The organism is Tautonia marina (genome assembly GCF_009177065.1).
Taxonomy (GTDB): Bacteria; Planctomycetota; Planctomycetia; order Isosphaerales; family Isosphaeraceae; genus Tautonia; species Tautonia marina.
On the sequence record NZ_WEZF01000017.1, the window covers coordinates 93,520 to 116,290 of the forward strand.

The following is a 22,771-nucleotide window of genomic DNA, read 5'->3' on the forward strand; positions in this document are numbered from 1 at the left end:
ATCGAGAGTTTCTCATGCGACAAATGCTCCCCTGTTCTGCCCTGGTCTTCCTGCTGATGATCTCCGCGACCGGCTCGGCCGATGAGCCGTTCCCCCGGTTCGACATGCAGGAGATTGATCCGCACGCCGGCAATGTTGTTTATTCGCTCACGGTGGCCGATGTGAACGGCGACGGCAAGGGGGACGTTTGCGCCCTGACCGAAGACGCGATCGTCTGGTACGAGAACCCGACGTGGGAGCGGCACGACATTTTGAAAGGGGCCACCCAGACCGCGGCCGAGACGAGGCGGGACAACGTCTGCTTCGCCCCGCTCGACATCGACGGCGACGGCGACCTCGACTTTGCTCTCGGGGCCGACTGGAGGCCGACCGACACCGAAGGGGGAGGCACGCTCTACTGGGCGCGTCAGGATTCACTGGAGGACTGGACCCTCATCCCGATCGGTCAGGAACCGACCGTTCACCGGATGCGATGGGCCAATGTGGACGGCGAAGGGATGCCCGAGCTGATCGTCTTGCCGCTCCAGGGGCGAGGGACCTCCGGCCCCAACTGGGGAGAAGGCAATGGCGTTCGCATTCTGGTGTATTCGATCCCCGATGACCCGATGAACGACTCCTGGCCGGTCGAGGTGGCCAGCGACGCGTTGCACACGACGCACGGCTTTGTCGGACTCGACTGGGACAAGGACGGCCGGGACGAACTGGTGGTCGCGGCATGGGAAGGGGTCTTCCGACTCGACCGCGAAGGGGACGAATGGAGCACGAAAAAGCTCGGGACCGGCAACCAGGAATCGGCACCGCATAAGGGGGCCAGCGAGGTGAAGGTCGGCAGGCTGGCCGACGGTCGAGACTACATCGCGACGGTCGAACCCTGGCATGGCTTTCAGGCCGCGGTTTACACGAAGCCCGAATGCGACGGCGAGTTCTGGCACCGAATCGTGATTGATGAACCCCTGGCCTGGGGACACGCGGTGTGGACCATCGACCTGGACGGCGACGATGATCAGGAGTTGATCATCGGTCACCGCGACCCGAATCCGGAAGGGGCGGCCAACCCGGCTGCCCCCGGATTGTACGTCTACGACCCGGTGCCGGGCTCGGAGCCGATCCAGTTTGATCGGCACGCGATCGACGTGGGAGGCGTGGCGGTGGAAGATGCGATCGCAGCCGACCTGGACGGCGACGGCCGACCAGACCTCATCGCCGGGGGCCGGGCCACGCACAATGTCCGCATCTACTGGAACCGCCCGGCCGAAGACGCGGGAGACGATCGCTGAGATGATCGACCCGATGGAAGCCTTCGGGGCGCTTGACCTGCGCGTCGGCCGGGTCGTTCGGGCCAAGCCGAACCCGAAGGCTCGGACACCGGCCTATTGTCTCTGGATTGATTTCGGGCCGCTTGGTGAGAAGGCATCGAGCGCCCAGCTGACAGCCCGATACCGGACGGAAACCCTCGTTGGCCGCCTCGTCGTCGCGGCGGTCAACCTGGGATCGAAGCGGGTCGCAGGGTTTCGGTCCGACGTGCTGGTGCTTGGCGTCGCGGACGCCGAAGGCAAGACGGTGTTGCTCGGTGTCGATGACGACGTTCCGCCGGGCGGGAGAATTCACTGATGGCGACGGCGAAGGTTCAGGTCGGCACCACTCCCCCCGCGAAGAGGATCGCTTCACTCGACCAGTTCCGCGGGTACACCGTGGCTGGGATGCTCGTGGTCAACTTTCTCGGCAGCTATGCCTGGATTGCCGAAACCCTGCCCGTGTTGAAGCATCACAACACCTATTGCAGCTATGCCGACACGATCATGCCGCAATTCTTCTTTGCGGTCGGGTACGCCTATCGGCTCACCCTATTGAAGCGGCTGCAACGTGAAGGGAAACGGGCGGCCTATGGCCATGTGTTTGCGCGGTGCCTGGGATTAATGCTCATTGCTTTCTTGATCTATTCACTCGACGGCAGCGTAAAGTCGTGGGAGGAGTTGAAGGATCTTGGAATTTCCGGGTTTTTCGCCACGGCATTCCAGCGAAGCTGGTTCCAGACGCTCACTCATATTGCGCTCACCTCGATCTGGATCATGCCGGTCATCGCCGCTGGGACAGGGGTACGGCTGGCGTACACGGTGGGATCGGCTGCGTTGCACCTCTGGCTGTCTCACCTCTTTTTCTTCGAGTGGGCCATGGAGCGGCCGGTGATCGACGGTGGACAGCTCGGGTTCCTGAGCTGGACGGCGCCGATGATCATGGGATCGATTGCGTATGACCTGATGGCCGCTCGGGGGCCTCGAAAGGCACTGGGGCCGATGCTCGGGTGGGGGATGCTCTTGATGGCGATTGGCTATGGCCTTTCGAGTCTGGGAGGCGTGGAAGGGACCGACGGCGAGCCGGCGATCGGCTGGGCGGCGGCCCCGTTCTTCCCGCCGGAGATCGAGACGAACCTTTGGACAATGAGCCAGCGGAGCGGGAGCGTCAGTTATCTGGTCTTCGCGGCCGGGTTCTCGATGGCGGTGTTCGCGCTCTTCGTGGTGCTGTGCGACTTGGGGACGATGCACGTACCACTGTTTCGGACGTTCGGGCGCAACGCGCTGGCGGTCTACATTCTGCACGGAATCGTCTTTGCGGCGGTCAAGCCGTATGTGCCGCGCGACGCGCCAGGCTGGTACGCGGCAGCGGGGTTTGGCGTTGCGTTCGCGATCACGTACGTGCTGGTGCGCCACCTGGAAAAGAACGAGATCTACCTGAAACTTTGAGGGTATCCATGCGAGCCGTCGTCATCGCTCGGACCGGAGGCCCCGAGGCGTTAGAGGTTCGGGAGGTCCCCCGGCCCGAGGTCCGGGGAGACCGGGTCCTGGTCCGTGTCCGGGCCGCGGGCCTGAACCGCGCCGACACGATGCAGAGCCGAGGGCTCTACCCCCCTCCCCCGGGCGAACCGACGGAGATTCCGGGGTTGGAGTTCGCGGGAGAGGTCGAGGCGAAGGGACCGGATGCGATCGGCCCTCTGAAGCCGGGGGATCGGGTGTTCGGGATCGTCGGAGGCGGAGGACTTGCGGAGTACGTCTGCCTTCCGGAACGAATGGCCGTGCCAATCCCAGCCGGACTCGACTGGCCAAGCGCCGCAGCCGTGCCCGAGGTCTTCCTAACGGCGTTTGATGCGCTCGATCAGCAGGCGGGATTATGCCCGGGTGAAGCGGTCTTGATTCATGCCGTAGGGGGCGGCGTGGGATCAGCCGCGGTGCAACTGGCGCATGCGATGGGTTGCCAGACGTTCGGGACAGCCCGAACCGCGAGGAAACTGGAGCGAGCGAAAGCGTATGGGCTTGACGTGGGGATCGACACGTCGAACGAGGATTTCGCAACGGTGGTTTGCGATCGGACAGGAGGCAACGGCGTGCCTGTGATCATTGATCATATCGGCGCTGCGTATCTCGGAAAAAATCTCGATGCCCTGGCCCGAAGGGGGCGGCTGGTGGTGGTCGGCTTGCTTGGCGGGAGGAAGGCGGAGGTTGACCTCCTGGCGTTACTCAACAAACGGGCGAGGATTGTTGGGACGACGCTTCGGGCACGCCCCATCGAGGAAAAAATCGCCGCCACGCGGCGGTTTGCCGATCGGGTGGTTCCCTGGCTCAATCGCGGGTTGGTGCGGCCAATTGTGGATGCAGTGTTCCCAATCGATCAGATTCGGAAGGCGGCCGAACATCTGGAGTCGAACCAGGGATTCGGGAAGGTCGTGGTGACGATCGACGGTTGACGCCCACGCATTCCCAAGCACTTTTTCGCAAAGGTCATAATTGATGAAGGATGCCGCGTACTGGATTGATCGTCTGGGATTGCAACCGCATCCCGAGGGTGGATATTTCCGCGAGACGTATCGCGCTCTGGACGTGATCGAAGCCGGGGCGGTCGGGGGACGGTTCGCGGGGCCGCGATCGACATCCACGTCGATTTATTTTCTGCTCACCTTCGAATCTTTTTCATCACTTCATCGGATGAAATCGGACGAGGTCTGGAATTTTCATGCCGGTTCAGCGTTGACCGTGCATGTGATCGAACCCGACGGGGAGTACCGGCCGCACCGAGTCGGGCTTGACCTGGAGTCCGGGCAGGAGCCGCAGGCGGTGGTGACGGGGGGATCGTGGTTCGGGGCCTCGGTGGATGAGCCGGGAGGGTACGCCCTGGTCGGTTGCACCGTGGCGCCGGGATTTGACTTTGAGGATTTCGAACTGGCTGATCGGGAGGTGTTGACGCGGGAGTTTCCGCAACACGCGCATCTGATCCGCCGTCTCACGCGCTGATCGGCGCTCGCTCAGGGACCTGCGACAAGTCATTCCGACCCGGCAGGAAAATGATCGGCTGGCAGCGTGATTCAATGAGCCTGGGCGAGGGAGTCGGCCTTGGGCTGGTCGTCGGTGAGAAGGAGTCCGTCCTGGATTTCGAGAACGATGTCGTCGGGGCGGATAAAGCGGCGGTCGTGGGTGACGACGACAAGCGTGGTGTCTTGTTCGGCCTGGAGGCGGCGGAGGATGCGGTAGATCTCGTCGCCGGTCTTGGAGTCGAGTTCACCGGTCGGCTCGTCGGCGAGGACAAGAACGGGATTCTTGATGAGCGCGCGGGCGATCGCCACGCGCTGCTGCTCGCCGCCGGAGAGTTGCCGGGGGCGATGGTGCATCCGGTCGCCAAGTCCGACATCCGCGAGAAGCGATTCGGCCCGGGATCGTTGCTCGGCGGTGATTCCGCGGGGGAGGAAGGGAATGAGGACGTTTTCCAGAGCCGTGAGATTATTGATGAGATTGAAAGACTGGAAGATGAAGCCGATGTGGTCGCGGCGGTAGAGGTTGAGTTCGGTTTCGGACATCGCCGTCAGGTCAGCGCCTTCGATCTGGATAGCACCACTTCCAGGACGATCCAGGGCACCGAGCAGATAAAGCAGGGTGCTTTTGCCCGATCCGGAAGGGCCGACGATGAAGGCACAGGACCCTCGGGGAATGTGGCAGGTCACGCCGCGCAGGGCGTCCACGCGTTGATCGCCGCGGCGGTAGGTTTTCGTGACGTCGATCACGTCGATCATCGCGGGGGCCTCGGTCGGAGCATGAAGCGGGAGGCAACGGGGCCAAACAGGAAACGCATCGGGTCACACGAGGAGCGGCGGAGATGTGGTCGGATCGCCGAATCGCCGAGGAGCCGAGTCATCAGTGTCCACCCAGCCGGATGGCATCCATCGGGACGAGCCGGGAGGCCCGCCAGGCAGGGTAAAGGCCGCCGAGGACCCCCATGACCACCGAGAGGGCGAGACCGAAGGCGATCAAACCGGGACCGATGATCAGTTGCAGGCCGCCGCCGATAAACTGGTTGCCGATGGCGACGAGCCCCAGCGTCAGGCCGCAGCCGATCAGGCCGGCCCAGAGGCCGAGATAGGCACTTTCGGCGGTGACGAGCAGCAGGACGTCGCCACGGGACCAGCCGTTGGTGCGGAGGACGCCGAACTCTGCAAAGCGTTCGGTGGTGCTCATCAGCATGGTGTTGACAATGCCCACAACGCCCACGAGCAAGGCCAGGCTGACAATCATGAGCAAGAACGTGTCGAGATCACCAAGAAGGCGGGTGAAATTCTCAGAGAATTCGTCCATGTTGCGGGCGTCGATGTTGGGAATCTCAGCCTCGATGGCCTCGGAAACCTCCTCCATGCGGCGGGGGTCGTCGGCCTCGACATAGATGCAGGAAATCTTGGATTCGGGTTCCTTGAGGATGCGACGGGCCACATTGATATCGGTGATGATGACCACGTCGAGGAACATCGAGCCGGTGTCGTAAATCCCGATGATCTCGAAGGCCTCGGCCTCGTCACCGGAGCCGATGGTCAGGGTCTGACCGACTTGCTTGGGAGTGCCATCAGGATTGGCCAGATCCTTGGCGATCTTGCGGCTGATGACAACGCGGTTTTCGTTGATGTCGCGGCGTTCCAGGAATCGCCCTCCTCCTTCCTCGGGAGGGAGCATGGCCTTGGCGAACACGGCGGTGTTGAGCCCTTCATGGCTGGGAATGTCCTGGCCGGAAAGGACGATCGCATCGAACATGCCTTGCATGCGCTGCTCGCGGGACTCGCCGCGGAGGCGGCCGACCAGTTCATTGGCGGCGGCCTTGGCAATCAGGCTTGAGCCTTCGATCGAGGGGGGGATACCCCAGACTTCAGGCGCAACACTCCGAACATGGGGAATCTGCGCGATTCGCTCGACATAATCCGCTTCAAGACTGCTGAAGACCGGACTGGGAGCATTTTCTCGTAGGACGATGACCCCCTGGATCTGCTTGAGGGTATCATCCACCAGATTTTTCAAGCCCCCGGAGACGCTGTAGAGTCCGAGTACGCCGACGATCGGGATCGAGAGGCCGATGAGGGCCAGGATCGTCCGCAGGGGGCGGGTAAGCAGGTTTTTCCAGGCGAATCGCCACATGGTGGGGACCGGTCGCTCTCCAAGGTGCGAGACACGGGTGAGTGGGGACCGATCGAATGATGGGAAGTTTCAGACGATTCGGCCCATGGCTTTGATTGATTCTAGGCGCGGGGCGAGGTGGGCCAAGGGTTGTCTCTCTGGTCGGCCCGAGTGATCGCCTCGATCTCGTGAAGGGAGAGCAAGGCGATCGCTCGGGCTCGGCGGGGAGAGGGGCAAGACTCACTCGGCCGGCTTGGGGTCCTCGGTGGCGTCCGAGGGAGGGGTGGGCGGCGCCCCCTGATCGGGTGACGCGCTCGATGACTCGCCCTGAGGCGGTGACGAGGGGTTGGGCTGGGCCTCTCCCCCCTGCTCCGTGGGCTCATCCTCGACTCGGGCCTTCCAGAGTTGAGCGAGCTGACCGAACGAGCGGAGGGGAACGGAGCCCTTGATGGCATCCTGCGAGAGCGGCTCGGGAGGAGGAGCCGGCTTGCGAGGAGTGGTCGGACGAGGGGGGGGCGGGCCTCCTTGATCGGATCGACCGCCACCGGGGCCACCGCGTCCGCCTCCGGAGCCGCCCCGACCGAATCGGCCGCCACCTCCACCTGGTCCACCCCGACCACCGGGGCCACCGCGACCGCGCTGGCCTTGCTGGGCTCGCATGGGAGGGCCAGGAACACGGCCGGAGCCGGGACGCCGTTCGCCACCGGTATCGGCGGGGGGAGTAGCTCCCTCGGGAGCCGCCCCCTGGCCTTCGTGAGAACGTCCGGGACCTCGACCACGGCCGCGACCGCGAGGGGGGCGGCCTTCGCCCTCGGCACCGTCGCCGTGGCCACGGCCTTTCGGGCGTTCGGTGCCGGGAGGAACCATTGTGAGCGAGACCTTCTTGCGGTCCTGGTCGACGCTGAGCACCCAGACGGTGACCACGTCGCCCACGCTCACCACGTCGTGCGGGCTCTTGACGTAGCGGTTCGCAAGCTGACTGATATGAACGAGGCCGGAGTCCTTGAGGCCGATGTCCACGAAGGCGCCGAAGTCGACGACATTCAGGACAGTTCCGCGGAGCTCCATGCCGGGCTGGAGATCTTCGAGCTTCAGGAAGCCCTTCTTGAAGACGGGCTTGGGCAGGTCTTCACGAGGGTCGCGACCGGGGCGGGCGAGGGCCTCAAGGATGTCGACAAGCGTGGGCTCGCCGAGTTCGAGTTCCTGCGCGAGGGCGGCGAGTTCCTCGGGCTTGTCCTTCAGTTCGAGCAACTGAGCCTGGAGGGCGGCGAGCCGTTCCTTGTCGAGCAAGGCGGAGAGCTCGAAGCCGAGGCGGGCTAGCAGTTTCTCGGCGGCCGGATAGCTTTCGGGGTGGACCCAGGTACGGTCGAGCGGGTGTTCCCCTTCGAGAATCTTGAGGAAGCCAGCGGCCTGGGTGAAGGTGGCGTCGCCGATCCCTTCGACCTGCAGGATCTGATCTCGGCGAGCAAACGGCCCGTGCTGGCTCCGGTATTCGACGAGCCGGCGAGCGGTCAGCGAATTCAGACCGGAGACGTGCCGCAACAAGGGAATGCTGGCGGAGTTGAGATCGACACCGACGTAGTTGACGCAGCTCTCGATGACTGATTCGAGCGATTCCTTGAGCTGCTTGGTGCCCACATCGTGCTGATAGAGTCCGACGCCGATATTCTGAGGCTCGATCTTGACCAGTTCGGCCAGGGGGTCCTGGAGCCGCCGGCCGATGGAGACGGTGCCTCGGGTGGTGGCGTCGTAGTTCGGAAACTCTTCCTTGCCCACGGGGCTGGCCGAGTAAACGCTGGCACCAGCCTCGTTGACGATGACATAAGAGAGGCGGGCGAGGATCGGGTCGGCCGGGTGGGGCATCGGCGGAGGGGGCGGCCCCTTGGGCTTGGGCCGCTGGTCGCGGTCGCGCTGCTTCTTGCCGGAGGGTTGCTGCCCCTTGGGCTTGCCGGTCATGCCGACGGGGGGCTTGGTCAGATCGACCACGGCCGAGGCAGCGGCCCCTTCGGCGGCCTGGCCTTCGGTCGCCTCGGCGGAGGGAGCCGCAGATGCATCGGGAGCTTCGGAGGGGAGCGGAGCCGCTTCGATCTCACCGCCGCCGAGTTCGGCGTGGGCGACCTCGGCCTCGGGTTGGGGAACGTGATCGAGTGCCGGTTCGGTCGGTGACGTGTCGGCAACGGGAGTTGCGGTCGTCTCAGGCTCAGCGGAGGGTTCCGTGGGAGCACCGGCAGGAGCGTCGGTCAGTGCTCCGGCATCGCTGGGGCCTTGGCCTTCGATCGAGGAAGTGGTGCTTTGAGCCTCGGTGGAAGCAGGAGCGAAATCATCAGTTCCGGCAGCCGGGGAATCGGTGCCGGCGAAACCAGAGAAGGACTGCGAGGCTTCGGGGCCCTCTGCGGGAGGGACGCGATCGTTGACCGCCTGGGCGGCCTGTTCGGCGTGATGCTCGGGGGAGTGGGAGTCCCCTTCGGCCTGAGCCGGAGGCACGGCATCGGGCTGGGGTTCGTCGTCGGTCGGAGCACCACCACGGATCGGGGGGAGGGCTTCGGCGGTTGAGTCTCCGGACTGGGGCTCGGAGTTGCCACTCGTGTTCGATCCATCGGCCAGGGTCGCCTCAGCGGAGAGAGGGGCCGGAGGATTACCGTCGGCCGGAGCGGAGGTGGTGGTGTCGGACTCGGAAGACGAAGCCTCCGAAACCGAGGGGTGCGGAAGCTCGGGAGCAGGACCGGGGGACGTGGGCTGGGGGCTTTCGGGAACCTCACCGGCGATCGGCGCGGCAGGGCGCTCCTCGGCCGGCAGGTCCGAAGCGGCGGTCGGTGAAGACTCTGCCTCGGCAGTGGGAGCGGCTTCGGTATCGGTGCCAGAGGCCGAGGGGGTGGCTTCGGGGTTCGCCGCACCTTGCTCGACGAGGCCCGAACCGAAGGTTTCGGGGGCCTGGAGCGGGGGAAGGTCCTGGACGTCAGGCGGCGGGGGGATGTATTCCTCGCCTCGCAGGGCCATCTCGTGGAATCGGGTTCCCTCTTCGAGCACCTCGACGATCAGTTCCTCGGTTTCTCGGCTGGCGGTGCCGTTGCCGATGGCGATGACCTCGACCTGGTGGCGGGCGACGAGATCCTTGAGGTAGCGCTTGCCTTCGGCCCGACGATGAGCGGGCATGAGGAAGATGACCCCGTGCTCCTTGACGGTGCCCAGCGGGTCGAGCACGACGACCTTGCATCCGGTTCGGAAGCCGGGGTCGAGAGCCAGGACCGTCTGCTTGGGAATGGGCGGTTGGAGCAAGAGGCTGCGCAGGTTGCGGGCAAAGACCTCGACGGCATGCTGCTCGGCCCGTTCGGTCAATTCGCGGCGCACTTCCCGTTCGAGGCTGGGCATGAGCAGGCGATCGAGGGCGTCGATCGCAGCGTTGGTGAAGGCCTCGGACTGGGGGTGATCTTCGAGCGGGAGCTGGGCGCGGATGGTCCGTTCCAGGTCCTCGCGGGGGACCTCGATCTTGACCTTCAAGGGGCCTTCCTTGTCACCGCGATTGATGGCCAGGACGCGGTGAGGAGGAACCTGCCCGACCGGCTCGGAGTATTCGAAGTAGTCGGCGTATTTCGTCCCCTGCCCCTCGGGCAGATTGTCGGCCTTGCGGGTCACGACCCGGCCGAGGCGCCAGACGACGCGACGGACGGCATCGCGGACGTTGGCAAGTTCACTAATCGACTCGGCCAGGATGTGCCCGACCCCTTCGATGACCTGATCGACGGAATCGACCCCCTTGGAGGGATCGACGTAGGCCTCGGCGGCGGCGCGGAGGTCGAGCAGGGTTTCATCACGGTTCCAGATGCGCAGAGCCAGCGGTTCGAGCCCTTTCTCGCGGGCATCGCCGGCCTTGGTGCGCTTCTTGGGCTTGAAGGGCAGGTAGAGGTCTTCGAGGCGCTGTGGCGTATCGGCGCGCTTGATGGCCTCGGCCAGTTCCTCCGTGAGACGCCCCTGGGCTTCGATCGAGCGCAGCACGGTCTGCTTGCGTTCGGCCAGTTCCCGGAGTCGCGCGACCCGACGCTGGATCTCGCGAATGGCCGTCTCCTCCAGGTTCCCGGTTTTTTCTTTCCGGTACCGGGTGATGAAGGGGACGGTGTTGCCCTCGTCGAGCAACTGAACAACACTTTCGACCTGAAGACGCCGGATTTGCAGATCTTGTGCAATCCGGCCCAGATCGACGGGAATCGGGGTGTCCATGGGAGCGACCACCTGGCAAGCACGCGGGGACGGCGGAGACCCTCGGGCGCGGGGCCGATCGACAGGGTCGGGGCGCCCGGGTCGAACATGAACATGCGGCGCGCAGCCTGGCCTGTGCGCGGCGATGGAGGCTGCACCTTAGAGGAAGAGACTGTCCGATGTCAAGCGCCACAGGCGGTTTCCGCCCATTTACGTCTTCAGCGGATCATGGCTCCAGTTCATGAGCGAATGACACTAGCGTGCCCCGGTCCCGTCGCCGTCGGGGCGTTGACGGAGATGACGTTTGATGTCACCGACCACGTTTCGCATGTGATTGAGGTCGTTTTCATCGGTTTCACGTGCGTTTTGTCGAAGCACGATCACGATTTTCCGGCCGGATTCGTGGTCGATGGATTCGGAAACCCCAGGTCGACGGCGACCGGAGGACCGGGATTCGTCGGTGTGCAGCCACCGTTCGAGTTGCGGAGCGGTCAGATTCACGTGCTCCTTGAAGCGTTCGATCGTTTCCGCTCGACCTATGCTCCGGTGGTGTTCGGCTCGCGCCCCGATCGGGTTGGCCAATGGGGTCGTCCCTCAACAGGCAGGCGAAATGAGGACGACACCAACGGATTCTCAGGGCATGCCGACCGCCCCCCCATCAAGGCAAACCGGGCCGGACGGCAGGCACACCCCCGGAGCGGCAAGCCGATTACCCGGCCTGAGTGACGCCACCGTAAAGCGAAAGGACTTCGCCGGTGACGTAGCTGCTATCGGGGTTCGAGGCGAAGTAGACGAAGGCGGGAGCCATTTCCTCGGGTTGGCCGGGGCGTCCCATCGGCACATTGCCGCCGTATTCGGCCATCTCGTCGGCCCCGCGAGCCGAGGCATTCAAGGGGGTCCAGACAGGACCGGGGGCAACGCAGTTCACACGGATCTGCCGGTCAACGAGCATCTGAGCCAGCGCCTTGGTGAAGGCGTGGATGGCGGCCTTGCTGGCCGAGTAGTCGAGAATCCCCTTGGAACCTTGCATGCCGGCAACCGATCCCGTGTTGATGATCGCCGCGCCTGGTTTGAGGTGCGACAAGGCAGCCCGGACCATATAAAAGAAGGAATAGACGTTGGTTCGGAAAACCTTGTCGAGATCGTCGTCGGTAATCTCGTCGAACGTCGCCCGTTTGGGCATATAGGCAGCGTTATTGACGAGGATGTCGAGCTTGCCAAACGCTCGGACGGTTTGCTCGACGGCATCCTTGCAGAATGACGAGTCTTTCAGATCACCGGGGATGCAGAGGCAGCGCCGACCGATTTGCTCGACGTGCTGACGGACATGGTCGGCGTCTCGTTGTTCCTCGGGAAGGTAGACGATCGCCACATCAGTCCCTTCTTTTGCGAAGAGGATGGCCACTGCCGCTCCGATGCCGGAATCGCCGCCGGTAATGAGGGCGACCTGATCGGTCAGCTTTCCCGCGGCTTTGTACTGCTCTGCCGAGTGCCTGGGCCGAGGGTTCATCTCGGCATCAAGTCCGGGAGGACTCTGGCTCTGAGGCGCAAAGGGCGGGGCTGGTTCCTTCAAGGGTGTCTTGGATGCCATCGTTGGTGTTGCTCTCTGGGTGTCTCGGCTCAGTTGTTGGCAGCACGTGAGAATGGGGAGGCGCGATCCAGTCGCAAACCTCAAGACTCGCGGCGATGCCGCGTACGGCCATCCCGCCAAGTTGCGAAGGAAATGATTGTGCAAGCCGTGTTCCGAAATCCAAAGATGTCTCGACCTGAGTTCTCGATGGAAGGAGCGGACGAGGCCATTCGCATCAACGCAAAGACGGGTGTAGACCCTCATCCTCCGTATTCGGGAGGAAGCGATCTACACCCGCTCAACGAACAGGTCCCGAAGGAGCGTCGTCCTGGCACACTCAGCCGCCGATGTGCTTGTTCGCGAAATCGGGGACCCACCAGGGGAACCAGCCGGGACCAGGAACCATCGGGTCGAGGTCGTAGACCGGCACATAGCAGCCGCCGGAATAATAAACATCAACCGGCTTGAACGGCTTGACGAAGTTGCCGAACACCCGTTCCACGTGGTTAAACGGTTGACAGGTTGCATCGACGGCCTGAGAGCCGGTCACGCCGCGGAAGTAAGGTGTCCGGCAGGTCGTGCAACCCGCGGGCAAGACCCGGCCATACAGACCACCGTCTTTCCAGGAGTTGGGCCCGCGTCCCCAGAATTTCGGGTTCCGGGGCATCCACTTCGAGTTGAAGAAGGTATCTCGCTTCGGGTCGACCGGGAGATTCGGCTCGATCGGGACGATTCGGGTGAACAAGCCGCTGCGTTCCCGGACGTCAGGGACCGCTGGGCCGTCGGCCTGGGCACGCGTCAACGATGGCAGCAAGGTGAGGGCCACCAGGACCGCCAGCGGTATCTTGACGTACGATTTCATACGCTTTCGCCTCCGTGCGAAGGGTTCGCCCGCGATCGTCCTGATTCCGGTGAACGGCGAGCCGCCCGACCCAGGCATGGGCCGAGCGGTCTCGCTATTCACTTTCCGGAAGGCGGGCTCAGTAGTCCAGCGCCCGATTCAGGTAAGGCGGGAACGCGAAGAAGTCTCGCGGCGATCGGGTCACGTTGATGTAGGGAACGTAACCCGGGGTCAGGGGGACCGGCCCACCCGCTCCGACAAAGTATCGGACCTGGTTGCTCGGATGCATCCCGTTCAGGTAGCCGAGTGCATTGTGGCCAAGGCCCTTCAGGTGGCCCAGGCCACCGTGCAGACCTCCACCATGCCCAAGACCATGTCCACCACCGTGGCCGTGACCGTCACCGATTCCATGACCGTCATGGCCAAGGCCCAGACCGCCACCGTGACCAAGGCCGCTGCCATGACCAAGGGCACCACCGTGCCCGAGCCCAAGACCTCCGCCGTGACCAAGGCCACCGAGTAAGCCACCACCGTGCTTGCCGGAGGCGTGGCCACCTGTCATGGACGGATCAAACTGAGGAGAGCTGAGCGGAGCGTGAAGGTCATGACCTCCATGTCCCCCCTTGCCCAGCCCAAGCCCCTTGCCGAGACCCAGGCCCGATCCGAGCCCACCGTGGCCGATTCCCGAGCCGAGGCCCAGGCCATGGCCGACGCCTTCATGGACATGACCAAGGCCCTGGCCGAGGTCGGCACCGTGAGCATGCCCACCGTGACCGAGCCCAAGACCTGATCCGTGCCCAAGGCCACCGGCACCATGAAGGGCACCTTTGAGATGAGCGGCAGCACCATGAAGGTGGCCGGCGGCACCGGCAAGACCCGCACCGTGATCCTTGGCATAGTGGCCGTAAGGAATCGCCGGGGCGTAGTAGAGGTCGCCGGTTTGAAGATTACGGGCGTAGGCCACACGGGGAATCGTGTGGGCCCAGGGGGCGATATCCGAAATGAAACCACCCGCCGAGGCATTGCCGGCCAAGGCGCCTAGCAGCGCGACAGCCAGTCCCAGTCCTCGCCGATGTCCGATACGCATGGTCAATCCCTTGTGAACATGGCCAGTCTCCCTCCTGGAGTGGTTCGGAACCGAGCGAGGCGAGCGTGTCCGCGCCGTCCTGTGCGGGGCCGTCGCCATCCTCCGACGAAGCCGCTTGCGACCTGGAAACCGATGCAAGCCAATTGGCCCTCCCCCCGCGATTCCTACGGTTTGGGAGAGGCCGGGAGCACCGGCGCCGGTCGAGCGTCTTGACCTTTTGAATCGGCCCGGCCCTGTCCTCTGCTGGAATCGAACCGATCAATCGGCCAGGGGGGGCGTTCCGCATGCAACGGCTGGGCAAACTGAGAGCATCGCGACGACTGGCTGGCCGTGTGAGTTCGGGTTGCCTGAGCAGTGGCCCAATGAAAACACCCCTGGCACCGGAGCATCGCCTGATGAGCGATCCCCCCGTACCAGGGGCAGTTGAGCCTGCGAGCTCCGCAGCGAATTTTGCAATTCCTGATGAGCGATCAGCGATTGTCGACGGCCCAGCCCGGCATCTGGTGCATCGACGGGGCGTAGGCCCCCTGCTTGGCCGAGGCTCGCATGGCACGAAGGGTCTTGCGCTTTTCGACCCAGTTCATCAGGCTGCTGGTGCCAAGCATGGTTTCCAGTGGACCGGATCGACGAGGGACGACGCGATCGGGCAATCGGTTCTGGTGCCACGCCTCGATGGCGGGGTTGGGCGGGATCACTGGCACTCCCGTGAATCCGCCATTCATGCTCGCAGCGTTCGGCATGGCAGCCGGAGCCGTCGGGACGGCAGCAGACATCGGCGTGACATAGCTGGTTCGCATCTCACCAATTGGCATTGGTTCGCCCGAGGCGATCGCGCCGTAAGGTGCCGACGGCACGGCATGGCCTGGGCTAAGATTGGCGTAGCCGGTCTCGGCATCATGTCCAACCTCGTAAGAGAGGTGCTGCGAGCCGTTGCCCCAGGAAGGATTGGAGGCAGGAGCGTAGGCATTGCCCTGAGCGTGGGCATGCATGGGCTCGCCGCGCCGATTGACATGGTGACCGGTGGGGATGGAAACACGATCCCCGCCTCGGAGGCGACCAATGATCCCGTTGCGCTCTTCGACCACCGGGCTTGCGTGGCGAGCGGCCATGCAGGCCTCGCAATCCGGGGCGGAATGGGAGTGCGACTGAGCACGAGCTGTCGCGGGTGCGACCAGGGCCAGACCGATCAGGGCCGGGGCATAATGGGCAATGCGGAGCATCGGGTTGATTCCTCCGGGACAGGGTCCTCTTCCCTTCGCGGTTCCGGTGGATCGGGAGCCGGAATCCGGCTCCTCCCGGGGCGGGGCATCCTCCTGACACCCCTCGGTCGGCCCGACCTCGATGGCGAAATCACCACCGGGACGGTCAGACAACCGCCGCGACTCACCGTTTCACATCGGCCGCCGGGGCACGACACCTTGCGGAAAATCGGCACAATCGGCCGCATCCCGGCAATCGCGAGAGCTGAAGTGTCTGTCGAACACCCGTGTGATTCGAACCCAAGGAGCACCTTTTCCATGCACCTTTATCTCGCCGGCCCCTTGTTCTCTCAGGCGGAGCGAGCCTGGAACGCAGCGCTGGCCAACGCCTTGATCGCGGCCGGCCACCAGGTGTTTTTGCCTCAAAGCGCGATCGAACAGCTTGAAACTCTGGAGGCCGACGCGATCTTCCAACTCGACGTGGAGGGAGTCCGATCAGCTGACGCCGTGGTTGCCGTGCTCGACGGTGCCGATCCGGACAGCGGAACGAGCTTTGAGTGTGGCCTGGCCTTCGCCCTGGGCATTCCGATCGTCGCGGTTCGAACCGACTTCAGGGCCGGAGGAGACGCCTTGCCCGGCCAGCGAGTGCCGACCATCAATCTGATGCTTTCTCAAGCCGTCTCGGCCGAAGTGCTTCTGACATCACCCGAAACGTCGCTCGACGAGGTTTCCCGACAGATCATCGACTGCCTGGATCGAATAAAGTGATCTCTGAAATTCTTCAGGGGTGAACCCTTGACGGTTAAGAATCGACTCTCAACACTAGGTGAAACCTCTGGAATCTTCCGCGTTTCTGACCTGATCACCATGCACTTTGCTCACGCCAAGCACGCAGATCGAGTTCCGATCCGATCGGCTCTGGCCGGCGTGGCGGTGATCGTGTTGATGGTCCTGTGCGGGCCCTGGATCAGGGTTTCGAGCGGGTCGTCTCGATCCGAGAACCCGTCTCCCAGACCTGCGTGCTGCTGTGGTCCGACCTGTAGCTCGGCAAAATGCTGCTGCACGCCGTTGGCGAAGCCCTCGAAATCCTCGACCACTCCTCCGCCCTCCTCTTCGAGCGAAACCACCGTACAGGCGGAGCTACTGGCCATCGCTTCCGCTTCCTCTGCGTGTATCGGCCCGATGCCGTGCGGTGGAGACCAGGAAGCAACCACCTCGCTCATGTCTCCACGGGAGCGTCCGGCGAACCTGGCAACGTGGGATCGTCCTGACGCCGTGAAAGCGCGGCCCCCCCTCCCCTCCTTCATCGATCGCTTCTCGTCTGAGCTGCCCGGCGACTTGCCGGATGAACCTCCCGAGTCCTCCCGGATCGGCGTACTCGGCTGAGCGGTGTCGAGTCACCCACCCGACCAGGTAGTGTCAGCGGTCAGTCAGGACAATCCATCAGGACTTTGTTCCTGTAGGTTTCGTCGTGGTTGCCGGCGATGTCGGGGTGGTTCTGTGCCTCTGATCCTACTCTACGGTCGAGTTGCGCCGAGAGCTTGGGATGCCCCGTCGCTCGGGGGACGAGTTTGTCGAAGGCTGTCACCGGATCGAGCGTTCCCGATCTCCTCAAGATCCGCTTGCCCGATCGTGCAACGGGTAAGTTGTGATGAGGCTCGGGGTCGATCGGAGACAGTCGAGCGATCCGTCCTCCGGGCGACCCTACTCATCACCGTTCTCTCGCGTGATTGAGATTCGGGATCGTTTGTCCGAAGTTCGAGGCTCACGATCCAGGTGACTCTGGCGCATCCCTTCTTCTTCCGGTGATGTTCCCGGAGGGCAACACTTTTTCGACTCGACTCGCGATGGCGCGTCGATCCGGATCGTCGTGCGTCTGTTGGTCCCGATCGAGGAGATCGGCCACGGTCTGCGCAGGACGAACAGGGTTTAGAGATTTTTTACTCGCTGGAACTCTCTCGACTTACCACCGACCATTCTCACAGAAAGGGATTGCTCGATGATGCGCATCGATCGACGTTCGGGATTCACCCTCATCGAATTGCTGGTGGTCATTGCGATCATCGGTGTCTTGATCGCGTTGCTCTTACCGGCCGTCCAGGCGGCACGAGAAGCGGCGAGACGGGCTCAGTGCGTGAACAACCTCAAACAACTTGGCATCGCGATGCACAATTATCACGCAACCGTTAACGCGTTTCCAGTGGGGTATCTCTATCCGAGGCCCGGTTCGCATGACCCGCAAATCCCGGCCTTGCACTACCGATGGTCGGCACTGGCGCAACTCTCACCGTATCTGGAACAATCGCAGGTCTACAATGCCTTGAACATGGATTGGCCGATCGCCACGGGCGCTTCGGGAAGCTATGGGGTTTCCGGATCGTTCACGTTTTTTCCAGCCAATCAGACGGTTCGACAAACGGTCGATGCCTTGTTTCTTTGCCCGAGCGACTCGGGAGAGCGTGTTGACCCGGTGTCCGGCCCTACAAACTACGTCTTCTGCGTCGGAGACGGCCTGAACGGAGGTCGAACTGCGCCGGGCGACGTGATCGACGCCAACGGGGCATTCTCGACCGCGGTGGTCAATCTCTCTGCCATTCGAGACGGATCGAGCCAGACTGCTGCGGTGTCCGAGCAATTGCTTGGTCCCGGCGGCCCCCCCTTCGATCAAGCCTCACCCACACCGATTCCCGACGAACCAGGCCGCCTGATTGCGCGATCCGCCAGCCTTCCACTCACTGAGAGCTCGTGTGCCGCGGCTGGCCGTGGCTGGCGACTCGACAAGGGAGCCGGATGGTGGGACGGTGACTTTCGCAACACCATTTATAACCATTACCTCACCCCAAATTCTCGGCAATACGATTGCCTCGGTCCGTTCGTACCGCACAGCCCCGCCTGGAAAGCCGCCAGGAGCCAACATCCGGGTGGGGTCAACGTCCTCTTTTGCGACGGCCACGTCGGATTCCTGAAGGACACGGTCAATCCGATCGCCTGGCGAGCCCTCTCGACACGAAACGCTGGTGAAGTGATCTCGAATGATTCATATTGATTGGCGAAACGAAGCTCTCCATACCCCACCCATCAAACAAGAGTACATTGATGCAAACCCAGCAACGGGCCTTGGGATTCACACTCATCGAGCTTCTCGTCGTGATTGCGATCATCGGCATCCTGATCGCGTTGCTTCTGCCCGCCGTACAAAGTGCCCGCGAGGCAGCCAGACGGATCGCCTGCAACAACAATCTGAAGCAGATTGGAATTGCCATGCACCAATATCACGATACCAATGGCTGTCTCCCCCCGGCGAACCTCGGGCCGGTTTATCAATTTAGCCCGCTGGCCCGGGTTTTTCCTTTTCTGGAGCAGGCGGCGCTCTTCTCCGCGATCAACTTTGATCTCGGTTTACGAGCAGGCGGGAATGCTCCGGTTCGACCAGAGAACCTGACCGCAACGCAGACCGAGGTCGCGGTCTTCCTGTGTCCCAGCGATGGGAACAACCGGATCATCCTCGACCCGCAGTATCGGCCGGCCAATTACGTCGCCAGCGCGGGGTCGGGAGTTCCTGACGACGGGAACTTCCTGGCACCGCTCGCCGATGGCGTCAGCTTCGTGTCGAGTCTCGTCAGTTTTGCCAATATCCAGGATGGCCTTTCCAACACCGCGATGGTCAGCGAATCGCTTGTCGGCGAAGGGAGGGATACCGCAGCCGGAACCAGGGGAGATGTGAAGCGACAGTATTTGCATCTCGGCTCGGAACAGCCACCCGCGAATCGTCCCTCGATTGAGAACTGCGGGGTCGGCGCATCCTTCCCCTGGCGCGGCAACCGCAACTACGGATGGGCCGTTGGCCGACTCGATGCCGCACTCTACAACCACTTCCTGCTGCCGAACGACCGGCAACCGGACTGCTACCATACCCACGTGCGCGGTTGGAAAGCGGCGAGGAGCGATCACCCTGGAGGCGTGAATCTGCTTTTCTGCGACGGTCATGTCGGATTTCTCAAAGACACAGTCAACCCGATGACCTGGCGAGCCCTTGCCACGCGACGGGGTGGCGAGGTCATTTCGGCCGACGCCTTTTGAGTCGTTGCCTACAATGGAGTAAACAAAGCGATCGGCGAATCGGACGCCATCCGGTCACGACGATCCGAGTGTTGAACCCGGGGACAGTGATGTCGACACGAGAATGGACCTTTTCGATCACGATCTGGGCTCTTGTGCTTGTGGGAGCGTTTGCGTGGTGGCGATGGGAAGCGAAGGCACCTGATCGCCGGGGGCCGCTGGTCGTCACAGGCGTTCTGGTCGATGAGGAACATCTTGTGACTCCCGAGATGCAAGCCGCGAGCGAGGCGATGGCCGATCGACCGGCGCCGGGATTCGTGGCCGAGAGTCACGAAGGGAGGACGATCGATTCGACAAGCCTGGTGGGCGATCGCCCCGTGTTTCTGGTGTTCATCAAGGACGGATGCCCGTGCAGCACGTCGGCCGAACCGTTCTTTGCCCGCTTGCATGCGAGCTACGGCGATCGTGCCTCGTTCCTCGGTATTATCGACGGTGATGTTGAGGTCGCCAAGCGCTGGGTGACTGCCCACGGAACAACCTACCCGGTGCTTGCCGACAAGGATCTGGAGATCGTGCGGGCCTTCGAGGTCCAGAACTCGGCCTATGTCGTTCTCATTGATAAAGAAGGCCAGATCACGGCCTACTGGCCAGGCTACTCCGAGGAAATTCTCCGTGAGATGTCCGCTCGCCTCGCCACGTTGACCGGTCAGGCCGAGGCAGAGGTGGGTGCCGAGCAAGCTCCAGAACTTCCCTATTCCGGGTGTCCCTTCCCCTTGGACGACGCGGACGCAGCCGTCGCTCAGGAGCCGTGATCAGCGAGCCGGCTGCGGGGGATCGTTCCAGGGGGTTGCCGCCACCTGGAAGATGGCCCCGGTCGCTTCGTCTTGCAGGAAGACGACAATCTCAGAGCGAGCAGGATCAGCCCCTTCCGCCAGTGTGACAGGAATGGTGGTTTCGGTGAGCGCGTCACGGCGGAGGGAAACGGTTTCATATTGAAGGGATCGGACGACGTTGTGCTCGACCAGCGTTTCACCGGCATTTTCACCAGAGGGAACCGCAGTGCTCATCGGCCCTTCTGTGATGGCGACGCAGGCAAGAAGATCTTTCCCGGCGAGTCGGGCGGTCTTCGCCTGGGCTCGGATCGTGAGCGAGCGATGAGAGGGGCGATCTGAGAACGATTCGACGCGAACACTCAGGCTTGCCTCGCGCCGCGTCTTGCCCGCTCGATCGAGCCTGGCCTTCAACAACGGCCAAAGCGGCGCAGTCCCCTCGGAATGATAGCCGCTCATGGGGTAGCGGCCATCGACCATGATCATCGGGGTGAAGTAGAGGTCGGGAGCGTTCGCATTCCGTTTCTTGAAGGCTTCATGATAGGCCCACTGCCGACCGCTGTTGAACCGATTGGAGAACGGATCGGTCCAGGGGGTGTTGAAGTAGTCGACGTGAAAGGCGAGGGGAATCACTCGGTTCCGCCCGTATCCCTTCTGGATCATCTCCTGGATCAATCGTTCGGCGTTCGGGCAATAATTGCACCCTTGTGAGGTGTAGAGTTCGAGCACGATTTGCGAGCCTTTCGCCTGGATCTCGCGAACCGAGGAGGGTTCGCTTGGGGTCGGCAGGAGCGAGGTATCGTCGGCCGAGACGAAGCTCAGGGGGAGGATCCAGCAGAGGGTCGCGATCGCCAGGCAGTGATCCATCAGTGGTTCTCCTCGTCGTGTGGCTTTGCGGAACGAGTGATCCGTTCCATCGCCTGACAACCGGCGATTTGGGCCACGAGTCGGAGGGACTGACGCTTGACGATCAAATTGTATTCGGACAATTCAGAATCGGACTGCGACTGGGAAACCTGAGAAAAGCCGAGGTCAGCGGGGTCATTCTCTCCCGCTGACCTGGAAAAGGAGCAGTTGCAGCACGCGTCCTGAAGACAACAGCGACCGCACGGCCAGGGCGTGGATCAGGACGTCGCAGTCAGTTCCGGAATCGGCCGGCCGTTGGGGGCAATGGGGATGGGACGGCCGAAGCGGTCGGGAATGGTGGCTTCGGGATCAATGCCGAGATGGCGGTAGATGGTGGCGAGGAAATCATGGGGCCCAACTCGGCGATCGACCACATCTTCGCCGTAACGGTCGGTGCCGCCGATGACCTGGCCGGTCGGAATGCCGCCGCCAGCCCAGATCATTGAGTTGGCACGGGGCCAGTGGTCACGCCCGGGCTGCACGGTGCCGGCCTGGCCGCTGGCGACTCCGCCGCCGCTGCTGGCAACGTGGGAAATGCGAGGGGTCCGGCCAAATTCACCAGTCACGATGACCATCACGCGGCGATCGAGCCCACGGGCATACACGTCTTCAATCAAGGCTGTAACGGCCTGATCAAAGGGAGGGGCGCGATGCTCAAGCGCTTCGAAGACGTGGTGATTCACCGCGTGATCGTCCCAGTTGGCCACCCGGCCGCAGAGAGGACCATCGAAGGTGGTGGTCACGAGATCGACGCCGGCCTCGACCAGTCGGCGAGCCATCAGACATTGTTGTCCCCAGGCGTGCCGACCGTAGCGGTCTCGGACGCGAGGATCCTCGCGGCTGAGATCGAAGGCCACAGCGGCCTCGGGGCTGGTCAGGAGGTCGATGGCACGCTCCTGAAACGTGTCCATCGATTGAACGGAGCGGGATGCGTCGATCGCCCGGCGCACGTCGTCCATCCGGCGTCGGAGTCCGAGACGCGTCTGAAGGCGGCGGGCCTCGGCCTCGGGAAGTCCGATGTTCGGAACCCGAAAATCGGGTGCGCTGGGGTCGCCCGTCACGGCGAACGGCTCGTGCGAGGGGCCAAGGAAGGCGGGCCCTGCGATCACGAAACCATCGTACCGCACGATCGGGTTGACCCCGATGTAGTTCGGGAGCGCCCGGGGAGGACCACCGGAGCGGAAGTAGTCGGCCACAGCCATGACGTCGGGGAAGACCGGTTCGGGCTTGTCCTGCATGTCGGGATCGCCCGAGAGCAACTGGAGCGATCCCGAAGGGTGCCCTGCTCCGGTGTGTGCCATCGAGCGGAGGACGGTGAACTTGTCGGAGATCCCGGCCTGCAACGGGATCAATTCCGTGAGCTGAAGACCGGGGGTCCGGGTGTCGATCGGCTTGAACGGCCCGCGATACTCGGAGGGGGCGTCGGGCTTCGGATCGTACGTGTCGAGGTGGCTGCATCCTCCGCGAAGCCAGACGAGAATGACCGCAGTGCGTTCCGATCGCTCGGCCCCTGCCGCCGCGGCCTCGGCCCGGAGACGAAACAGGCCGGGCAAGCTCAGTGATCCCATACCGGCGAGACCGGCACGGAGCAGCTCCCGGCGCGACGGATTCGGGGGGCGATGAGACGCGATCGGCAGGTTCATAAATTCTTTCCCGTGCGACAGGA

General features: G+C 63.3%; 21 protein-coding genes. 11 read left to right on the forward strand and 10 right to left on the reverse strand.

Annotation, left to right across the window (positions count from 1 at the left end):
* Positions 1 to 14 precede the first annotated feature (14 nt).
* The 5 genes from GA615_RS19520 to GA615_RS19540 are packed head-to-tail and all read left to right on the forward strand — an operon-like array spanning position 15 to position 4,283.
* Positions 15 to 1,277 carry an FG-GAP-like repeat-containing protein gene (locus GA615_RS19520; protein WP_235905565.1) on the forward strand — a complete coding sequence of 421 codons (1,263 nt, stop codon included), beginning with the start codon at positions 15 to 17 and terminating at the stop codon, positions 1,275 to 1,277.
* 4 nt (positions 1,278 to 1,281) lie between these two features.
* Complete coding sequence (locus GA615_RS19525; RefSeq protein ID WP_152053078.1) at positions 1,282 to 1,611, forward strand: tRNA-binding protein; 330 nt, start codon at positions 1,282 to 1,284, stop codon at positions 1,609 to 1,611.
* Positions 1,611 to 2,741 (forward strand): hypothetical protein, encoded by a 1,131-nt coding sequence (locus GA615_RS19530; RefSeq protein WP_152053003.1) that lies wholly within the window; start codon positions 1,611 to 1,613, stop codon positions 2,739 to 2,741. Before GA615_RS19525 ends, GA615_RS19530 begins: the two co-directional genes overlap by 1 nt.
* Before the next feature lie 8 nt (positions 2,742 to 2,749).
* Positions 2,750 to 3,739 carry an NAD(P)H-quinone oxidoreductase gene (locus GA615_RS19535; protein WP_152053004.1) on the forward strand — a complete coding sequence of 330 codons (990 nt, stop codon included), beginning with the start codon at positions 2,750 to 2,752 and terminating at the stop codon, positions 3,737 to 3,739.
* A gap of 43 nt (positions 3,740 to 3,782) precedes the next feature.
* Positions 3,783 to 4,283: a cupin domain-containing protein gene (locus GA615_RS19540; protein WP_152053005.1), complete on the forward strand. Its 501-nt coding sequence runs from the start codon at positions 3,783 to 3,785 to the stop codon at positions 4,281 to 4,283.
* A gap of 71 nt (positions 4,284 to 4,354) precedes the next feature.
* On the opposite strand, the gene GA615_RS19545 is transcribed toward GA615_RS19540, so the two are convergent.
* From GA615_RS19545 to GA615_RS19570, 6 genes are all read right to left on the reverse strand, one after another.
* Positions 4,355 to 5,056, reverse strand: coding sequence for an ABC transporter ATP-binding protein (locus tag GA615_RS19545; protein ID WP_152053006.1), 702 nt, complete (start codon positions 5,054 to 5,056; stop codon positions 4,355 to 4,357).
* Positions 5,057 to 5,177: 121 nt separating this feature from the next.
* On the reverse strand, positions 5,178 to 6,440 hold the full coding sequence (locus GA615_RS19550) for an ABC transporter permease (protein WP_152053007.1): 1,263 nt from the start codon (positions 6,438 to 6,440) through the stop codon (positions 5,178 to 5,180).
* 219 nt (positions 6,441 to 6,659) lie between these two features.
* Positions 6,660 to 10,634, reverse strand: a complete 3,975-nt coding sequence (locus tag GA615_RS19555; RefSeq protein WP_152053008.1) for a Tex-like N-terminal domain-containing protein — start codon at positions 10,632 to 10,634, stop codon at positions 6,660 to 6,662.
* A gap of 234 nt (positions 10,635 to 10,868) precedes the next feature.
* Positions 10,869 to 11,114, reverse strand: coding sequence for a DUF3140 domain-containing protein (locus GA615_RS28755; RefSeq protein WP_390622245.1), 246 nt, complete (start codon positions 11,112 to 11,114; stop codon positions 10,869 to 10,871).
* Positions 11,115 to 11,322: 208 nt separating this feature from the next.
* Positions 11,323 to 12,204 (reverse strand): SDR family oxidoreductase, encoded by an 882-nt coding sequence (locus tag GA615_RS19565; protein ID WP_152053009.1) that lies wholly within the window; start codon positions 12,202 to 12,204, stop codon positions 11,323 to 11,325.
* Between the two features lie 316 nt (positions 12,205 to 12,520).
* Positions 12,521 to 13,045: a hypothetical protein gene (locus GA615_RS19570; protein WP_152053010.1), complete on the reverse strand. Its 525-nt coding sequence runs from the start codon at positions 13,043 to 13,045 to the stop codon at positions 12,521 to 12,523.
* A 262-nt stretch (positions 13,046 to 13,307) separates the two neighbouring features.
* Here GA615_RS19570 and GA615_RS27585 point away from each other — a divergent pair, with 262 nt between their 5' ends.
* Positions 13,308 to 13,547, forward strand: coding sequence for a hypothetical protein (locus GA615_RS27585; RefSeq protein ID WP_161602438.1), 240 nt, complete (start codon positions 13,308 to 13,310; stop codon positions 13,545 to 13,547).
* 81 nt (positions 13,548 to 13,628) lie between these two features.
* Positions 13,629 to 13,814, forward strand: a complete 186-nt coding sequence (locus GA615_RS19575) for a hypothetical protein (protein ID WP_152053011.1) — start codon at positions 13,629 to 13,631, stop codon at positions 13,812 to 13,814.
* Positions 13,815 to 14,581: 767 nt separating this feature from the next.
* On the opposite strand, the gene GA615_RS27590 is transcribed toward GA615_RS19575, so the two are convergent.
* A complete protein-coding gene (locus tag GA615_RS27590; RefSeq protein ID WP_161602439.1) occupies positions 14,582 to 15,331 on the reverse strand; it encodes a hypothetical protein in 750 nt (249 codons plus the stop codon).
* Between the two features lie 297 nt (positions 15,332 to 15,628).
* Between GA615_RS27590 and GA615_RS27595 the strand changes: the two genes are divergently transcribed.
* Positions 15,629 to 16,078, forward strand: coding sequence for a nucleoside 2-deoxyribosyltransferase (locus GA615_RS27595; RefSeq protein ID WP_161602440.1), 450 nt, complete (start codon positions 15,629 to 15,631; stop codon positions 16,076 to 16,078).
* Positions 16,079 to 16,188: 110 nt separating this feature from the next.
* Here GA615_RS27595 and GA615_RS19585 read toward each other — a convergent pair whose 3' ends face one another.
* Entirely contained in the window at positions 16,189 to 16,461 is a 273-nt protein-coding gene (locus tag GA615_RS19585; RefSeq protein WP_152053013.1) for a hypothetical protein, read from the reverse strand.
* An 851-nt stretch (positions 16,462 to 17,312) separates the two neighbouring features.
* On the opposite strand from GA615_RS19585, the gene GA615_RS19590 reads away from it, so the two are divergent.
* The 3 genes from GA615_RS19590 (at position 17,313) to GA615_RS19600 (ending at position 20,181) form a co-directional block, all read left to right on the forward strand.
* Positions 17,313 to 18,356 carry a DUF1559 family PulG-like putative transporter gene (locus GA615_RS19590; protein ID WP_449343057.1) on the forward strand — a complete coding sequence of 348 codons (1,044 nt, stop codon included), beginning with the start codon at positions 17,313 to 17,315 and terminating at the stop codon, positions 18,354 to 18,356.
* Positions 18,357 to 18,406: 50 nt separating this feature from the next.
* Positions 18,407 to 19,390 (forward strand): DUF1559 domain-containing protein, encoded by a 984-nt coding sequence (locus GA615_RS19595; protein WP_152053014.1) that lies wholly within the window; start codon positions 18,407 to 18,409, stop codon positions 19,388 to 19,390.
* An 89-nt stretch (positions 19,391 to 19,479) separates the two neighbouring features.
* The gene (locus tag GA615_RS19600) at positions 19,480 to 20,181 is read left to right on the forward strand and encodes a peroxiredoxin family protein (RefSeq protein WP_152053015.1); all 702 of its coding nucleotides are present in this window, start codon (positions 19,480 to 19,482) and stop codon (positions 20,179 to 20,181) included.
* On the opposite strand, the gene GA615_RS19605 is transcribed toward GA615_RS19600, so the two are convergent.
* Together GA615_RS19605 and GA615_RS19610 are read right to left on the reverse strand one after the other, a co-directional pair.
* The gene (locus GA615_RS19605) at positions 20,182 to 21,066 is read right to left on the reverse strand and encodes a DUF1223 domain-containing protein (protein ID WP_152053016.1); all 885 of its coding nucleotides are present in this window, start codon (positions 21,064 to 21,066) and stop codon (positions 20,182 to 20,184) included.
* A 257-nt stretch (positions 21,067 to 21,323) separates the two neighbouring features.
* Complete coding sequence (locus tag GA615_RS19610) at positions 21,324 to 22,748, reverse strand: DUF1501 domain-containing protein (protein ID WP_152053017.1); 1,425 nt, start codon at positions 22,746 to 22,748, stop codon at positions 21,324 to 21,326.
* Positions 22,749 to 22,771 lie beyond the last annotated feature (23 nt).

What these genes read in the sequence shown, in the direction of transcription:
- GA615_RS27585 (WP_161602438.1), top strand. Translation starts at nt 13,308, where the DNA reads ATGCATCCCGTTCAGGTAGCCGAGTGCATTGTGGCCAAGGCCCTTCAG.
- GA615_RS19590 (WP_449343057.1), top strand. Translation starts at nt 17,313, where the DNA reads ATGCGCATCGATCGACGTTCGGGATTCACCCTCATCGAATTGCTGGTG.
- GA615_RS19535 (WP_152053004.1), top strand. Translation starts at nt 2,750, where the DNA reads ATGCGAGCCGTCGTCATCGCTCGGACCGGAGGCCCCGAGGCGTTAGAG.
- GA615_RS19530 (WP_152053003.1), top strand. Translation starts at nt 1,611, where the DNA reads ATGGCGACGGCGAAGGTTCAGGTCGGCACCACTCCCCCCGCGAAGAGG.
- GA615_RS19570 (WP_152053010.1), bottom strand. Translation starts at nt 13,045, where the DNA reads ATGAAATCGTACGTCAAGATACCGCTGGCGGTCCTGGTGGCCCTCACC.
- GA615_RS19550 (WP_152053007.1), bottom strand. Translation starts at nt 6,440, where the DNA reads ATGTGGCGATTCGCCTGGAAAAACCTGCTTACCCGCCCCCTGCGGACG.
- GA615_RS19610 (WP_152053017.1), bottom strand. Translation starts at nt 22,748, where the DNA reads ATGAACCTGCCGATCGCGTCTCATCGCCCCCCGAATCCGTCGCGCCGG.
- GA615_RS19545 (WP_152053006.1), bottom strand. Translation starts at nt 5,056, where the DNA reads ATGATCGACGTGATCGACGTCACGAAAACCTACCGCCGCGGCGATCAA.
- GA615_RS19520 (WP_235905565.1), top strand. Translation starts at nt 15, where the DNA reads ATGCGACAAATGCTCCCCTGTTCTGCCCTGGTCTTCCTGCTGATGATC.
- GA615_RS19565 (WP_152053009.1), bottom strand. Translation starts at nt 12,204, where the DNA reads ATGGCATCCAAGACACCCTTGAAGGAACCAGCCCCGCCCTTTGCGCCT.
- GA615_RS19555 (WP_152053008.1), bottom strand. Translation starts at nt 10,634, where the DNA reads ATGGACACCCCGATTCCCGTCGATCTGGGCCGGATTGCACAAGATCTG.
- GA615_RS19595 (WP_152053014.1), top strand. Translation starts at nt 18,407, where the DNA reads ATGCAAACCCAGCAACGGGCCTTGGGATTCACACTCATCGAGCTTCTC.
- GA615_RS27595 (WP_161602440.1), top strand. Translation starts at nt 15,629, where the DNA reads ATGCACCTTTATCTCGCCGGCCCCTTGTTCTCTCAGGCGGAGCGAGCC.
- GA615_RS27590 (WP_161602439.1), bottom strand. Translation starts at nt 15,331, where the DNA reads ATGCTCCGCATTGCCCATTATGCCCCGGCCCTGATCGGTCTGGCCCTG.
- GA615_RS19575 (WP_152053011.1), top strand. Translation starts at nt 13,629, where the DNA reads ATGACCTCCATGTCCCCCCTTGCCCAGCCCAAGCCCCTTGCCGAGACC.
- GA615_RS19585 (WP_152053013.1), bottom strand. Translation starts at nt 16,461, where the DNA reads ATGGCCAGTAGCTCCGCCTGTACGGTGGTTTCGCTCGAAGAGGAGGGC.
- GA615_RS19600 (WP_152053015.1), top strand. Translation starts at nt 19,480, where the DNA reads ATGTCGACACGAGAATGGACCTTTTCGATCACGATCTGGGCTCTTGTG.
- GA615_RS19540 (WP_152053005.1), top strand. Translation starts at nt 3,783, where the DNA reads ATGAAGGATGCCGCGTACTGGATTGATCGTCTGGGATTGCAACCGCAT.
- GA615_RS19605 (WP_152053016.1), bottom strand. Translation starts at nt 21,066, where the DNA reads ATGGATCACTGCCTGGCGATCGCGACCCTCTGCTGGATCCTCCCCCTG.